The sequence below is a fragment of the Sphingomonas rosea genome, from assembly GCF_039538065.1.
Lineage (GTDB): Bacteria > Pseudomonadota > Alphaproteobacteria > Sphingomonadales > Sphingomonadaceae > Sphingomicrobium > Sphingomicrobium rosea.
Genome location: NZ_BAABBR010000001.1, coordinates 2,017,834 through 2,031,591, shown reverse-complemented (window position 1 = coordinate 2,031,591; position 13,758 = coordinate 2,017,834). Strand labels below are relative to the sequence as shown.

At 69.4% G+C, this 13,758-nt stretch carries 12 protein-coding genes; 5 read left to right on the top strand and 7 right to left on the bottom strand.

All coding sequences use genetic code 11. From position 1 onward, the window contains the following. The first annotated feature begins 78 nt into the window (after nt 1-78). Nucleotides 79-1,128, top strand: a complete 1,050-nt coding sequence (locus ABD693_RS10005) for an EpsG family protein (protein WP_344696916.1) — start codon at nt 79-81, stop codon at nt 1,126-1,128. 7 nt (nt 1,129-1,135) lie between these two features. On the opposite strand, the gene ABD693_RS10000 is transcribed toward ABD693_RS10005, so the two are convergent. Then, a complete protein-coding gene (locus ABD693_RS10000; protein ID WP_344696915.1) occupies nt 1,136-2,053 on the bottom strand; it encodes a threonine ammonia-lyase in 918 nt (305 codons plus the stop codon). Nucleotides 2,054-2,271: 218 nt separating this feature from the next. Here ABD693_RS10000 and ABD693_RS09995 point away from each other — a divergent pair, with 218 nt between their 5' ends. The 4 genes from ABD693_RS09995 to ABD693_RS09980 all read left to right on the top strand — a co-directional run bounded on the left by ABD693_RS09995 (nt 2,272) and on the right by ABD693_RS09980 (nt 5,692). Next, nucleotides 2,272-3,525, top strand: a complete 1,254-nt coding sequence (locus ABD693_RS09995) for a type III PLP-dependent enzyme (RefSeq protein WP_425567274.1) — start codon at nt 2,272-2,274, stop codon at nt 3,523-3,525. 165 nt (nt 3,526-3,690) lie between these two features. After that, nucleotides 3,691-4,752, top strand: coding sequence for a 1,9-bis(guanidino)-5-aza-nonane synthase (locus ABD693_RS09990; protein ID WP_344696914.1), 1,062 nt, complete (start codon nt 3,691-3,693; stop codon nt 4,750-4,752). A 63-nt stretch (nt 4,753-4,815) separates the two neighbouring features. Further along, a complete protein-coding gene (locus ABD693_RS09985; protein ID WP_344696913.1) occupies nt 4,816-5,244 on the top strand; it encodes an MAPEG family protein in 429 nt (142 codons plus the stop codon). Between the two features lie 13 nt (nt 5,245-5,257). Next, on the top strand, nt 5,258-5,692 hold the full coding sequence (locus ABD693_RS09980) for an MAPEG family protein (protein ID WP_344696912.1): 435 nt from the start codon (nt 5,258-5,260) through the stop codon (nt 5,690-5,692). On the opposite strand, the gene ABD693_RS09975 is transcribed toward ABD693_RS09980, so the two are convergent. The 6 genes from ABD693_RS09975 to ABD693_RS09950 form a co-directional block, all read right to left on the bottom strand. Continuing rightward, nucleotides 5,595-7,058, bottom strand: a complete 1,464-nt coding sequence (locus tag ABD693_RS09975; RefSeq protein WP_344696911.1) for a hypothetical protein — start codon at nt 7,056-7,058, stop codon at nt 5,595-5,597. The genes ABD693_RS09980 and ABD693_RS09975 overlap by 98 nt on opposite strands. Before the next feature lie 98 nt (nt 7,059-7,156). Then, nucleotides 7,157-8,329 (bottom strand): class I SAM-dependent RNA methyltransferase, encoded by a 1,173-nt coding sequence (locus tag ABD693_RS09970; protein ID WP_344696910.1) that lies wholly within the window; start codon nt 8,327-8,329, stop codon nt 7,157-7,159. Next, a complete protein-coding gene (locus ABD693_RS09965; protein ID WP_344696909.1) occupies nt 8,326-9,675 on the bottom strand; it encodes an NAD(P)H-hydrate dehydratase in 1,350 nt (449 codons plus the stop codon). Before ABD693_RS09965 ends, ABD693_RS09970 begins: the two co-directional genes overlap by 4 nt. Further along, entirely contained in the window at nt 9,645-10,457 is an 813-nt protein-coding gene (locus ABD693_RS09960) for a 4-(cytidine 5'-diphospho)-2-C-methyl-D-erythritol kinase (protein ID WP_344696908.1), read from the bottom strand. Before ABD693_RS09960 ends, ABD693_RS09965 begins: the two co-directional genes overlap by 31 nt. Further along, nucleotides 10,454-12,112: a tetratricopeptide repeat protein gene (locus ABD693_RS09955; protein WP_344696907.1), complete on the bottom strand. Its 1,659-nt coding sequence runs from the start codon at nt 12,110-12,112 to the stop codon at nt 10,454-10,456. The genes ABD693_RS09960 and ABD693_RS09955 overlap by 4 nt, the downstream gene beginning before the upstream one ends. Further along, a complete protein-coding gene (locus ABD693_RS09950; protein WP_344696906.1) occupies nt 12,087-13,739 on the bottom strand; it encodes an electron transfer flavoprotein-ubiquinone oxidoreductase in 1,653 nt (550 codons plus the stop codon). Before ABD693_RS09950 ends, ABD693_RS09955 begins: the two co-directional genes overlap by 26 nt. Between the last annotated feature and the right edge of the window lie 19 nt (nt 13,740-13,758).

Below are 13,758 nucleotides of genomic sequence, written 5' to 3'. Positions count from 1 at the left end.
TAGGCGACAGCCCCGGGGTGTAAAGTCCCGATACGCCCGGGACTTGCCTTTGGCGGCCAAGCGTCCAAAGGGCGCGCCATGATCCCCTATTGGTCGATGTGGACCATCCTCCTCCTCGCGATGCTGGCGACCCCGCCGCGGACGCCGGTCCCGGGTTTCCCGGTGGGCCCCGGCTTCGTGGCGATGATCGTCGCCATCTGCCTGATGATCGGGCTGCGCTTCGAGGTCGGCGGGGACTGGCTCAACTATATCGAGATCTTCGACTGGATCCAGTCGCGGCCGCTGGCGGATGCCGGGGGCCGGAGCGATCCCGGCTACACCCTCTTCAACGTCATCGCGATCTGGCTCGGCGCCGACATCTGGCTGGTCAACCTCCTCTCGGCGATCCCCTTCGCGGTCGGCCTGTTCGCGCTCTCCCGCCGCCAGCCCGAGCACTGGCTCGCGCTGCTGGTCGCCTTTCCTTATCTCGTCGTGGTGGTCGCGATGGGCTACACCCGACAGGCCTCGGCGATCGGCTTCGTGATGATCGGGCTCGCCAGCTACACGCGGACGGGGTCGATCTTCCGCTATCTCTTCTGGGTCGCGCTGGCCGCGGCCTTCCACAAGACCGCGATGCTGACCGTGGCCCTTGTGTTCATGACCAGCGACCAGCGCCGGATCGTCAATCTCGCGATCCTCGTCATCGCCGCGATCGGCCTCTATTTCGCCGCGCTCGGCGACTCGACCGACCGGCTCCTGACCAATTATGTCGGTGCGCGCTATCAGTCGGGCGGCGCCGCGATCCGAGTCTCGATGTGCGTGGTGCCGGGGCTGTTGTTCCTGTTCCTGCGCAAGCGGTTCGGCTTCCATCCGCTCGAAGAGAAGCTGTGGCGCAACTTCAGCATCGCGGCGATCCTCGCGGCGGTCGCGCTGGCGACCACGCCGTCGTCGACCGCGGTCGACCGGATCGCGCTTTATCTGCTGCCGATGCAGATGGTGATCCTGCCGCGGCTGGCGGGCTATGTCCTCGAGACGGGGACGGGCCGCGCGCTCGTCGCCAGCTATTCGGCGGCGGTGCTGTTCGTGTGGCTCAACTTCGGTACCTTCTCGCGGGCCTGGATCCCCTACCGCTTCTGGTTCCTCGCCTGAGAGAGCATCAGGCCGCGATCAGCGCGGCATGGACGGCGGGATCGATGTTGCCGCCGGTGAGCATGACGACGGTCCCCGGACCCGCCGCAACCTTGCCCGCGAGGAGCGCGGCGAGCGCCGCCGCGCCGCCCGGCTCGAGGCGAAGGCCAAGGTCGTGCCAGGCGAAGCGCATCGCAGCGATCACCTCGGCGTCGCTCACCGCGAGGCCCGTGGCACCGCGGGCGCGGAGGACCCCGAAGGTCAGCGGCGACACGAGCGGGGTCTGGAGCGCGTCGCACAGGGTCGGCGGAGCATCGGCGGCCACGGGCACGATGGTCCCGCCCGCGAGGCTCAACGTCATGTCGTCCCACCCCGCCGGCTCGACCGGCACGATCTCCGCCCCGGGCAAGGCCAAGGCGAGCCCCGCGGCAAGTCCCCCGCCGCCGCAGCAGACGACGACCCGCCGGACGGGCTCGGGACATTGCCCGGCGATCTCGAGCCCCGCCGTCCCCTGCCCCGCGATGATGTGGCGATCGTCGAAGCTCGGCACGACCACCGCGCCCCGCTGACCGGCGATGTCGCGGGCGATGGCGACGCGGTCCTCGTGCGCGCGGTCGTAGACGACGATTTCCGCGCCCTCCGCGCGCGTGCCCTCGATCTTGGGTGCCGGCGCGTCGGAGGGCATGACGATCAGCGCTGGGATGCCGAGCCGCCGGGCCGCGATCGCGACACCCTTGGCATGGTTGCCGCTCGAGAAAGCGACCACCCCCGCCGCCCGGTCGGCCGCGCCGAGCAGCGCCAGCCGGTTGCTCGCGCCGCGCAGTTTGAACGAGCCGCCGGTCTGCAACGATTCGCATTTCAGCCACACCGTGTCGCCGCCGATCCTCAGTTCGCGCAGCGGGGTCCGCTCGACCAGCCCGGCGATCCTTTCCGATGCTTCGAGCACGTCATCGCGGGTCGGAAAATTCTCTTTATCTTGCATAGACTTGGCTCAAGCGTTCGGAGACTGCGCCGAAGCGAAATTTCGCCTCGTTTCCGCGACCACAAAAAGGTTGCGTTAAGGGGGTGCCGTTCATATATCGCGCCTCCGCTGCCCCATGGGACTTCCAACCGCAAGGCAGCTTTCGTCAACTGTCGCCGAAAGGCACTTGGAGGTCCCTTGCATTGGCTGAGCACCCCTTCGCGCTGGGGCTAGCGCCCCGTTCCGATCGCACCGAATCCTTTGTCGCTTCCGGTGCGTCCGAAATTGCCCGTCTGAAGCCGGTCCAGCCGGTCACCTTGCTGCGTCCCCACGCCGCCAAGGCCGCTGCCCGATTCTTCGTCGAGAAGTTTCCCGGTCGTTCGCTCTATGCGGTGAAGGCGAATCCTTCGCCTGACCTGCTGCATGTCCTGTGGGACGGCGGCGTCACCCATTATGACGTCGCGTCGATCGGCGAAGTGCGGCTGGTGCGCGAAACGCTGCCGGAGGCGACCTTGTGCTTCATGCACCCGGTCAAGGCCGAGGAGGCGATTGCCGAGGCCTATCACGTCCACGGCGTGCGCACCTTCAGCCTCGACAGCATGGAAGAGCTCGACAAGATCGTCGCCGCCACCGCGACCGACGGCGACGCCGCGAGCGACCTCAACCTGCTCGTCCGCCTGCGCGTGTCGAGCGAGCATGCCAAGCTCAGCCTCGCCTCCAAATTCGGCGCTGCGCCCGACGAGCTCAAGTCGCTGCTCATGGCCGCCCGCCAGGCGTCCGACGCGCTCGGCCTGTGCTTCCACGTCGGTAGCCAGGCGATGACCCCGGCGGCCTATGCGGAGGCGATGGTCCGCGTGCGCGACGCCATCATCGAAGCGGCGGTCACGGTCGACATCGTCGATGTCGGCGGCGGCTTCCCGTCGTGGTATCCGGGGATGGAACCGCCTGCGCTCGAGACCTATTTCGCGGTCATCCACGAAGCGTTCGAGAAGCTGCCGATCAGCTACTCGGCCGAATTGTGGTGCGAGCCCGGCCGTGCGCTGTGTGCCGAATATGCCAGCGTCCTCGTCCGCGTCGAGAAGCGCCGCGGCGACGAGCTCTACATCAACGACGGCGCCTACGGGACGCTGTTCGATGCCGCGCACATCGGCTGGCGCTTCCCGGTGCGGCTGGTCCGCGACGAGGAAAGCGACACCCGTCCGCACGGCTTCAGCTTCTATGGCCCGACCTGTGACGACCTCGACCACATGGTCGGCCCGTTCGAGCTGCCCGCCGACATCGGCCCCGGGGACTATGTCGAGATCGGCATGCTCGGCGCCTATGGCTCGGCGATGCGGACCGGGTTCAACGGTTTCGGCTCGGCCAGCGGCTGGGCGGTCACCGTGACCGACGCACCGATGGCCTCGCTCTACGGCGAAGCCGCCGAGCCCGCGCGTTCGAACGTGGTCAAGCTGTAACCGTTCTGGGCTAACCGCCCGACGCAACCTTTCCGTCATGCCGGACTTGATCCGGCATCCACTTTCTTCTTGCTCGCTCGAAGAACAGGTGGACCCCGGGTCAAGCCCGGGGTGACGGGCCGTTAACGACGAGCATCTTGTCCAGAACAGGATGAAAGACACACCATGAACACCGAATCGACCATCAACGACACCCGCAAGGCCGAGCTTCTCTCGAGCACCGTCGAGCACATCGACATCACCAAGTTCGACGCCCGTCCGATCGTCGAGGCGATGGGCAAGATGAGCTTCACCAGCCGCGACCTCGCCCGCGCCACCGACATCTACAACCAGATGCTGAGCGATCCCGACTGCTCGGTGATCCTGGTGATCGCGGGCTCGACCTCGGCCGGCGGCTGCATGGACCTCTATGCCGAGCTCGTCCGCTCGAACATGGTCGACGCGATCGTCGCCACCGGCGCCAGCATCGTCGACATGGATTTCTTCGAGGCGCTCGGTCACAAGCATTATCAGGCGCTTGAGATCCCCGACGACGACACGCTGCGCTCGCTCTACATCGACCGCATCTACGACACCTACATCGACGAGGAGCAGCTCCAGGACTGCGACTTCACGATCGGGAAGATCGCCGACAGCCTCGAGCCGCGCCCGTACTCGAGCCGCGAGTTCATCAAGGAGATGGGCAAGTGGCTGATCGACAACGGCAAGAAGGAGAACAGCCTGGTCAAGCTCGCCTACGAGCATGATGTGCCGATCTTCTGCCCGGCGTTCACCGACAGCTCGGCGGGCTTCGGTCTCGTCAAGCACCAGGTCGACGCGATGAAGGCCGGCCGTCGCTACATGACGATGGATTCGATCGCCGACTTCCGCGAACTGACCGACATCAAGATCAAGGCGGGCACCACCGGCCTCCTGATGATCGGCGGCGGCGTGCCGAAGAACTTCACGCAGGACACCGTCGTCTGCGCCGAGATCCTTGGCCACGAGGATGTCGAGGTGCACAAGTATGCCGTGCAGATCACCGTCGCCGACGTGCGCGACGGCGCCTGCTCGTCCTCGACCCTCCAGGAAGCCGCGAGCTGGGGCAAGGTCTCGACCGCGCTCGAGCAGATGGTGTTCGCCGAGGCGACCTCGGTGCTGCCGCTGCTGGCGTCCGACGCCTACCACCGCGGCCACTGGAAGACCCGCGCCAAGCGCGCCTTCGCGAAGCTGTTCGCCGACGCCTGAGCATTGCGCTGACGCGACAATGAGCTACCCTCCTCCCGGACAGCTCCGGGGGGAGGGTTTTTCATGTCTGATCATCCGCTGGGCCAGCCGGTCGCCGTGCTTGCGGCCTGGACCTTCGTGATCTTCTTCTGGATGTACGCGACCCGCATTCCCGCGATGATGCGGGCGGGCATCGACCTCAAGAATTTGCGCGGCGGAACCGGCGCCAGTCTCGACCAGAAGCTTCCGCCCGAGGTCCAGTGGAAGGCGCATAATTACAACCACCTGCTCGAGCAGCCGACCTTGTTCTACGCGGTCGCGCTGCTGCTGATGGTGACCGGCGGCGAAGGCCCGCTCGCGGTCGAGCTCGCCTGGGGCTACGCGGGCTTACGGATGGTCCACAGCCTGGTGCAGACGACCGTCAACATCACCCGCATCCGCTTCCTGCTGTTCTTCGCCGCCAGCCTGTGCCTGCTCGGGCTGGTGGTCATCGCCCTGACCCACGTCTTCTAAGGAACGCCGCCCGATGATCTCCACCGCCCTCCTCGGCCCCGTGGTCGCCCTTGTCGCCTGGTCGATCGTGATCCTCTTCGTCCTCGGCTTCATCCGCTTCGGCGCGATCAAGCGGGCGGGGATCAAGGTCGACCCGAGCCGCGGCGGGCGCGGACAGGATCTCGAAGGCGTGCTCGATCCCAAGGCCAATTGGCCGGCACACAATTATGCGCACCTGATGGAGCAGCCGACCCTGTTCTACGCGATCGTTTTGACGCTCGCGATCATGGGGTTCGACCATCATTTCAACGTGCTGCTGGCCTGGGCCTATGTCGCGATCCGGATCGTCCACAGCATCGTCCAGCTGACGGTCAACGACCTGCGGATCCGCTTCCCGCTGTTCGTGCTGAGCACGCTCTGCCTGGCGGCGCTGACGCTCCACGCGGGGATCGCGCTGCTTCACGGCTGAGGAGGGTCATCCCCTCCGCGCGGCCGGCGAAGCAATAGTCGGCAAGCGCGGCCGCAACTTCGGGATAACGCGCGATCCAGCGCAGCCCCGGCGCGTCGGCGATGACGAGATCGGGCTTGCCGCGCTGGATGTCGGCGACGAACAGCGCGCGGTCTTCGTCGATGATCTGCTGCAGCCGGGCCTTGCGGGCCGGGTCCGTCGCCTGGTCGATGAGTTCGCTCGCGGTGCCCGTCGCCCACAGGGAGCCACGCGTACCGACCCAGCGTCCGCTTACCTGGCGGGTCAGCGGGTGGCCGATGGAAAGGTTGGTGGCGGCGACCATGAGGCGGGGCTCGCCCGGTCCGACCTGGCGGACGAGCGCGGTCAGTGCGGGATAGCCCGTCACCTGCGTCGCGAGAAAGGCGAGCCAGCCGGCGGCTGCGAGCAGGAGGATCGGGCCGGTCCCCCGAGCGCGAAGCAAGGGCCAGGCGCAGGCGATCACCGCCAGCATCGCGATCGGCAGCTGGTGGTTGAGGAAGCCCTTGCCCTGCACGAGCAACGCGATCCCGAAACCGGCCGCCGCGAGGAGCAGGACGATGACCGCACTCGTGTCGCCTTGCTTGCGCGCGCGCATCATCGCTGCGGCAGCGATCACCAGCGTCGTCACCACATAAGGGTCGGCGACCAGCGCGAGGATCGGGGAGCGGACCGCGAGATATCCGTCGCGCAGCAGCGGCAGCGCTTCGATCAGGTAGAGCGGCTGCCACAGCCAGACGCTTGCGCCATAGGCGATCACCACCAGCGCGGCGGCAAGGCTCTCAGGCGCGACCAGCGGGCGCCACGCGCGCATCGTCCACGCGGTCCAGAGGAGCGGCAGGCCTGCGGCGGCGGCGAAGGGAGGTTTGATCGCGACCGCGACGCCCGCCCCCACCCCGGCAGCGACCGCGAGCCAGGCGCGTACCGGGCGTCGCTCGGCCCGCGCAAGACACAGCGCCAGCCACGGCAGCAGGAAGATCACCGCGAACTGCTCGCGCTGCGCGAAGGCGGCGCCGGGCATGACCAGGAGCACGGCCGCGACAACCGGCATCAGCCGCGCCGCGTCTCGGCGGTCGGGCTTCGCGATGCCGGCGGCGAGCCCCATCGACAGCCCTGCCGTCACGAATACCGAGCCGGCGACCACCGCCTCTGCCCGGATCCCGAGCGCGTTCGCGAGCGCGACCTGGGGGAGATAGAGCCAGACCGAGGCCGGCGGATTGACCTCGAAGATGTCGCGGTAAAGCGTCGCCCCGCCGAGGAGGCGGTCGGCGACGATCATCAGCCACGAGACGTCGGTGTTGAGCCCGAGCCGGACCTGCTGGCCGATCGCGAACAGCACGACGAGCGCCATCAGCGCCGCGCACCGAAGGCGTTCGCTTGTCTCAACCCCGTCGACTTGCCCGGTTCGCTGCAGCATCGCGCCCGCTTGTAGCGGCGAGACTTTACCGATCACCTAAGGAAGGAAGCGGCCAGTTCGACGTGGGTCGACCAGCGGAATTGGCCGACCGGGCGGACCCAGGCGAGGCGATAGCCGCCCGCGACGAGCAACGCGGCATCGCGCGCGAAGGTCGCGGGATTGCAGCTCACATAAGCGACGCGCGGTACCGCCGAGCGCGCGATCTGTGCGACCTGCGCCTCGGCGCCCGAGCGCGGGGGATCGAGGACGATGGCGTCGAGGCCAGCCAGTTCCTCGGCGGTCAGCGGGCGGCGGTAGAGGTCGCGATGTTCGGCGGCGATGCCGGGTGCGGCGCGTTTCATCGCGAGCACCGCCTCGCGGCTCGCCTCGGCCGCGCGGACCTTGCCGGGGAGCGCCAGCGCGAAGGTCCCGATGCCGGCGAACAGGTCGGCGCTGGTCTTCGGATCGCCGACTGCTTCCCGCACCGCTTCGACCAGGGCCGCCTCGCCATCCTCGGTGGCCTGAAGGAAGGCGCCGATCGGCAGCGGCACGGGACGGCCCGACAGCGTCACGGTCGCCGGCTGAGGCTCCCAGCGCGTCTCGGGGCCGAGGCCCTCGTCGAGGCTCAATCGCGCGAGCCCATGCTCTCCGGCGAAATCGATCAGGCCCTGCGCGGCCTCGAACCCCTCGGCCTTGATGCCCTTCAGCAGCACATCGGCGCCGCGGTCGGCGAGCGTCAGCTGGACCTCGCCGGTGCGCTTGGCGGGAAGGAGCGTACCGAGGAGGCTGCGCAGCGGCGCGAGCAACGCGAACAGCTCGGGCCGAAGGATGTGGCACTCGGCAAGGTCGATGATCCGGTTCGACTTCTCGGCATTGAAGCCGAGCACCACCCGCCCCCCGGCCTTCAAGGCGCGCAAGGTCGCGCGGCGGCGGGTGCGCGGGGGCGAGAGGTGCGGTGCGCGGACTTCCGTGGCCAGCCCCTGCTGCGCCAGCGCGACGGTCACGCGGGAGACGAGGTATTCCGCATAGGCCGCGTCATCGACATGCTGGAGCTGGCAGCCGCCGCATTCGGGGAAATGGCGGCAGGGCGGCGCCTGGCGGTGCGGGCCCGCGGTGAGGGTCCCGTCCTCGGCCACGAGGTCGCCGGGCGCGGCAAAGGCGACGTGGCGGCCGCCCGCCGTCACCCCTTCGCCCCGCGCGGCGATCCGGACGATCGGCTCGCTCACAGATGCGCCAACAGGTCGTCCGCAGTCATCGTCGGCCCTGCCCGCTCGGCCGCCCGGCCGTGGAGCCAGACGCCGGCGCAGGCCGCCTCGAACGCCGGCATGCCGCGGGCGCGAAGCGCGGCGATGATCCCGGCGAGGACATCCCCCGTCCCCGCAGTCGCAAGCCAGGCGGGCGCCGGCGGGGCGAAGCCGAGGCGGCCATCCGGCGCCGCGACCAAGGTATCCGCGCCCTTGAAGACGATCACCGCGCCCGAGGCCTCGGCGGCGGCGAGCGCTTGCTCGGCCTTGGTCCCCGGCAGTTCACCGAACAGGGCTGAGAACTCGCCGGCATGCGGGGTGAGGATCGCGTCCTGCCCCTTGAGGCGGGCAGGCTCGCCGACATGCCGGATCGCGTCGGCGTCGATGACCTTGGGCGCGTGGCTGGTGAGGGCAAGGGTCAGCAATTGCGGCAGATCGCCCATCCCCGGCCCGACGAGGAGGCAGCCGATCCGCGGGTCGGACAGCTTGGCGTCGCCGGTCTGGACCACGGCGAGCGGGAGCGCCGCAATCGGCTTCGAGGTCGAGACGCGGACATAGCCTGCCCCGCTCCGCGCCGCCGCGCCCGCGGACAAGGCGATCGCGCCGGGCATGGTCCCGGCCAGCGCATGGACGAGCCCGCGGCTATATTTGTGGGCGTCAGCGGCGATGGCGGGAAGCACGGGCGCGCCGATCTCGTGCCACTGGCTGTCCGCCGCGATGCCGATGTCGGCGAGGACCAGCCGGCCCATTCGCGCCATCGCCGGCATCAGCCGGTGCGCGGGCTTCAGCGCCCCGAAGGCAAGGGTGAGGTCGGCGGCGGGCACGTCGGAGAGGAGCGCACCGCTGTCGGCCTCGACTCCGCTCGGCAGGTCGGCCGCGACCAGCAGGCTCGCCGAAGCCGCCAGCGCTTTGAAGCGGCTCGCCAACGAAGCTTCGAGCCCCCGCTTGAGTCCAGTGCCGAACAGGCAGTCGATCAGCAGCGGCGCGGGTTCGGCGGTGGCCAGAGCCTCGACCCGACCCGTCCATTGCTCGCGCGCGGCCCTGGCAAGGTCGGTGGCGGGTTCGGCGAGGGTGGCGACGCGCACATCGAGGCCCAGCTTCGCGAGATGCCGCGCCGCGACATAGCCGTCGCCGCCATTATTGCCCGGCCCGCACAGGACCAGCGCGGGCATCGGGCCGGCAAAGCGAAGGGCGGCCTCGGCGAGGCTCTGGCCGGCGCGCTCCATCAGCAGGTCGAGCCCGACCGGCGCCGCCGCTTCGGCGCGCCGCATCGCGGCGGCGGTGAGGATCGGCCGGCTCACCGGACGAAGCTCGCCATCTGCCACCATTCCTCCGGGCAGTCCGCGGAAGCGAAATCGCGCGCTTCCTCGCTTTCGAACAAGGCGAAGCAGGTTGCGCCCGAGCCCGACATGCGGGCGAGGCTGACGCCGTCCTGTTCTTCCAGCCAGTCCAGCACCTCGCCGATGGCGGGGACCAACGCCCGCGCGGGCGGCTCGAGATCGTTGCGCCCCTCGCGCCAGTCGCCGAGCGGGCCGCGGTCGACCCCGTCCCAGCCGGCGAAGACGTCGCGGGTGGCAAGCGGCAGCATCGGATTGACCAGCAGCACCGGCGTGTCTGCCACGCCCGCGTCGACCAGCACGAGCGAGTCGCCCGCGCCGGTGCCGCGCGCGGTCATGCTGAGGAGGCAGGCCGGCACGTCGCTGCCGAGTTCGGGCGCGATTTCCTGCGCCGCCGCGGGATCGATGCCCCACAGCCGGGTCAGCAGCCTGAGCGCGGCGCCCGCATCGGCCGATCCGCCGCCGATGCCGCTCGCCACGGGCAGGTTCTTCTCGAGGGTCAGGGCCACGCCCTTGCCGACCCGCGCATGGGCGGCAAGCGCACTGGCCGCGCGGTGGACGAGGTTGTCGGGCCCGTCGTCGAGCATCGCGGCGAAGGGGCCGGTGATCGTCAGCGACAGGTCGTCGGCGGCGAGCGCGGTCAGCTTGTCGCCGTCGGTGCAGAAGGCGAAGATCGTCTCGAGGTCGTGGCGGCCGTCACCCCGGCGTCCGCGAACGTGGAGGGCGAGATTGAGCTTGGCCGGCGCGATTTCGACCAGGGACGGACGGCTCACGGCGCGGCGGTCGCCGGGGTGAGGCCGGCCGCGATCTTGGCCTCAACCCTTGTCTTCACCTCGTCCTCGGCGGTGACGAGCGCGGCATTCCAGGCGAAGCGGGCCTCGAACTTGCGGCCCGCGGCATAAAGCGCGTCGCCGAGATGCTCGTTGATCTCGGCCTGCGCGGGATCGGCCGCGGCGGCGCGCTGCAGCGTTGAAATCGCCTGGGGCAGACGCCCGCGCTTGTACTGCGCCCAGCCAAGCGAATCGGTGATTGACGCATCCTCCGGCGCCTTGGCCGAGGCGAGCGCGATCAGCCGCTCGGCCTCGTCCAGTCGCTCCCCGCGCTCGAGCCGGGCATAGCCGAGGTAGTTGAGGACGACCGGGCTTTCGGGGGCCAGGGCATAGGCCGCTTCGAGCGCCTTCTCGGCCTCGGCCCAGCGGTCGGCCTGTTCGAGCGACGAGCCGCGCAGCAGGTGCAGCGACCAGCGCTCGGGGCCCGGGCCGCCTTGCTCGACCAAGGCCAGTGCGCGGGCATAAGCCTCGGCGGCCGCGGCGTGGCGCTTGGCATCGTCATTGACGTCGCCGAGCCTGCTCCAATCGTCGGCGGTGGCGCCGGGCTCGGTGACGAAGACCTGGGCCCGGGCGAGCGCTTCCTCGGTCCGTCCGGCGCGCGACAGGGTGCGGATTTCGGCGTCGCGCGCTTCGCTCTGGAAGGGCGAGCGGTCCCCGACCCCGCGAAGCACGGCGAGCGCGTCGTCGGGCCGCTCGGCGCCGTCGAGATAGAGGCCGGCGAGGAGGCGCAGTTCGTCGTTGGCCGGGTCAGCGTGGCGCCCGATCTGGACGATGGCGAGGGGGAGCGAGCGGCGGTCGCTGTTTCCGAGCGTCACCGCGAGGCCCGCGAGGAGTTCGGCATAGCCTTGCGCGGCGGTGGCGATCGGAAGCGCAGGTTTGCGCTCGGCGGATAGCAGCCGGCGGCCGGCGGCGAGCGTGACGTCGCGCCCGGCCAGCAGGCTGTCGGCGCCCGCGCGGTCGCCCGAGCGGAGCAGTCCGGCGGCGACGGCCATGCGGAGGCGGTCGCCCCGCCCGCCGGCGGCCCGCAGCGCATCGGCGAAGAGCGGCTGGGCCAGCACGGGCTTGCCGGCAGCGAGCAGGATCAGCGCCTTATGCTCGGGAACGAACTGAACGAGGCTCTGGTCGCGCGGGACCGCGTCGAGGATGGCGATCGCTTCCTTCCAGCGGCCGCGGTCGCTTTCGCTCCAGGCGCGGACGAAGGGCGTGATGAAGCCCAGTTCCTCGGGCCAGCCGGGTCCGATCGCCGCCGCGCCCTTGCCGGTCCGGAGCCCGTCGGCGACCAGCAGCAGCCGTGCATCGACCCCGAGGCTGGGCGCCGGCTGGCTCGCCGCGAGCCGCAGCGCGAGGCTCATGTCCCCCGCGAGGATCGCTTGGGCGAGCGCGCGCCCGGCCGAGACCCGATCCGTCGGATCGGCCGCGGCGAGGCTGGCGTAAAGCACCGCCGCGCGGCGGGCATCGCCGGCATCGGCGGCGGCACGCGCGGCGACGAAGGTGCCCGCGTTCGAACGGGCGAAATCGAGGCGCGGCGCAGCGGCGGCCGGAAGCGCCAGCAGCGCCAGCGCGAGACCGAGGCTACATGTTCGGATAGTTCGGCCCACCGCCGCCCTCCGGCGTCACCCAATTGATGTTCTGGCACGGGTCCTTGATGTCGCAGGTCTTGCAGTGGACGCAGTTCTGCGCGTTGATCTGCAGCTTGGGCGCCCCGCCCTCGACCACATATTCATAGACCCCGGCCGGGCAGTAGCGCTGCTCGGGCCCGTCATATTCGGGCAGGTTGACCCGCGTCGGGATGGTCGGGTCCTTGAGCTGCAGGTGGACCGGCTGGTCCTCCTCGTGATTGGTGTTCGAAAGGAAGACACTCGACAATTTGTCGAAGCTGATCACGCCGTCGGGGCGCGGATAGTTGATCGGCGGGGCGATATCGCGGCGCCACAGGGTCTCGTGGTCGGGATGGTGCTTCATCTCGACCGGCAGCTTCACGCCGAGGTGGCGGAGCCACATGTCGGTCCCCGCGAGGATTGTGCCGATGGTCGAGCCGAACTTGGCGACCGCCGGCTCGGCATTCTTCACCTTGCGCAGTTCCTCGCCCACCCAGCCGTTGCGGACCGAGGGTTCGTAGTCGGCGAGCACGTCGCCGCGGCGGTCGGCGAGAATCGCGGCAGCGGCTGCCTCGGCCGCGAGCATGCCCGACTTCATGGCGGTGTGCGTGCCCTTGATCCGCGGTACGTTCACGAAGCCGGCCGAGCAGCCGATCAGCGCGCCGCCGGGGAAGGCGAGCTTGGGAATGCTCTGCCACCCGCCCTCGTTGATCGCGCGCGCGCCATAGGAGACCCGGCGCCCGCCCTCGAGCAGGGGGCGGATCGCCGGATGCTGCTTGTAGCGCTGCATCTCGTCGAACGGCGACAAGTGGGGGTTCTTGTAGCTCAGGGCCACGACGAAGCCGATCGACACCTGGTTGTTGTCCTGGTGGTAGATCCAGCCCCCGCCCCACGCATCGTCGAGCGGCCAGCCCTGCGTGTGGATGACCTTGCCCGGCTCATGCTTTTCGGGATCGACGTCCCACAATTCCTTGATGCCGATACCGTAGACCTGCGGCTGGCAGTCGGCCTCGAGGTCGAACTGCTTCTTCAGTTGCTTGGTCAGGCTGCCGCGCGCGCCTTCGGCGAAGAAGGTGTAGCGCGCGTGAAGCTCCATGCCCGGCTGATAATCGCCCTTGTGGTGGCCATCGCGGGCGATCCCCATCGCGCCGGTCGCGACGCCCTTCACCGAGCCGTCGTCGTGATACAGCACTTCGGCGGCGGGGAAGCCGGGGAAGATCTCGACGCCCAGTTCCTCGGCCTTTCCGGCGAGCCAGCGGCAGAGGTTGGCGAGGCTGCCCGTGAAGGTCCCCTTGTTGTCGAGGAACGAGGGCATCATCAGGTGCGGGAGGTTGAATTTCTTCGTCTTGGTCAGCACCCAATGGTGGTTGCTGGTGACGGGCACGCGGTTGAGGAGGCACGAGCTGTCCTCGCGCCATTCGGGGAGCAGTTCGTCGAGGCTCCTGGGGTCGATCACCGCGCCCGACAGGATGTGCGCCCCGACTTCCGAGCCCTTCTCGAGGATGCAGACCGAAAGCTCGCGGCCGGCCTCGTTGGCCAGCTGCTTCAACCGGATCGCCGCGCTGAGGCCGGCCGGCCCCGCGCCCACGATCACGACATCATATTCCATCGACTCCCGGTCGCTCATGCGCAGCTCAAGTCCTTCG

Bases quoted from the DNA above. Each gene is read 5' to 3' on its own strand.
- ABD693_RS10005 (WP_344696916.1), top strand. From the start codon at position 79: ATGATCCCCTATTGGTCGATGTGGACCATCCTCCTCCTCGCGATGCTG.
- ABD693_RS09990 (WP_344696914.1), top strand. From the start codon at position 3,691: ATGAACACCGAATCGACCATCAACGACACCCGCAAGGCCGAGCTTCTC.
- ABD693_RS09985 (WP_344696913.1), top strand. From the start codon at position 4,816: ATGTCTGATCATCCGCTGGGCCAGCCGGTCGCCGTGCTTGCGGCCTGG.
- ABD693_RS09980 (WP_344696912.1), top strand. From the start codon at position 5,258: ATGATCTCCACCGCCCTCCTCGGCCCCGTGGTCGCCCTTGTCGCCTGG.
- ABD693_RS09975 (WP_344696911.1), bottom strand. From the start codon at position 7,058: ATGGCGCTCGTCGTGCTGTTCGCGATCGGCCAGCAGGTCCGGCTCGGG.
- ABD693_RS09965 (WP_344696909.1), bottom strand. From the start codon at position 9,675: ATGGTGGCAGATGGCGAGCTTCGTCCGGTGAGCCGGCCGATCCTCACC.
- ABD693_RS09950 (WP_344696906.1), bottom strand. From the start codon at position 13,739: ATGAGCGACCGGGAGTCGATGGAATATGATGTCGTGATCGTGGGCGCG.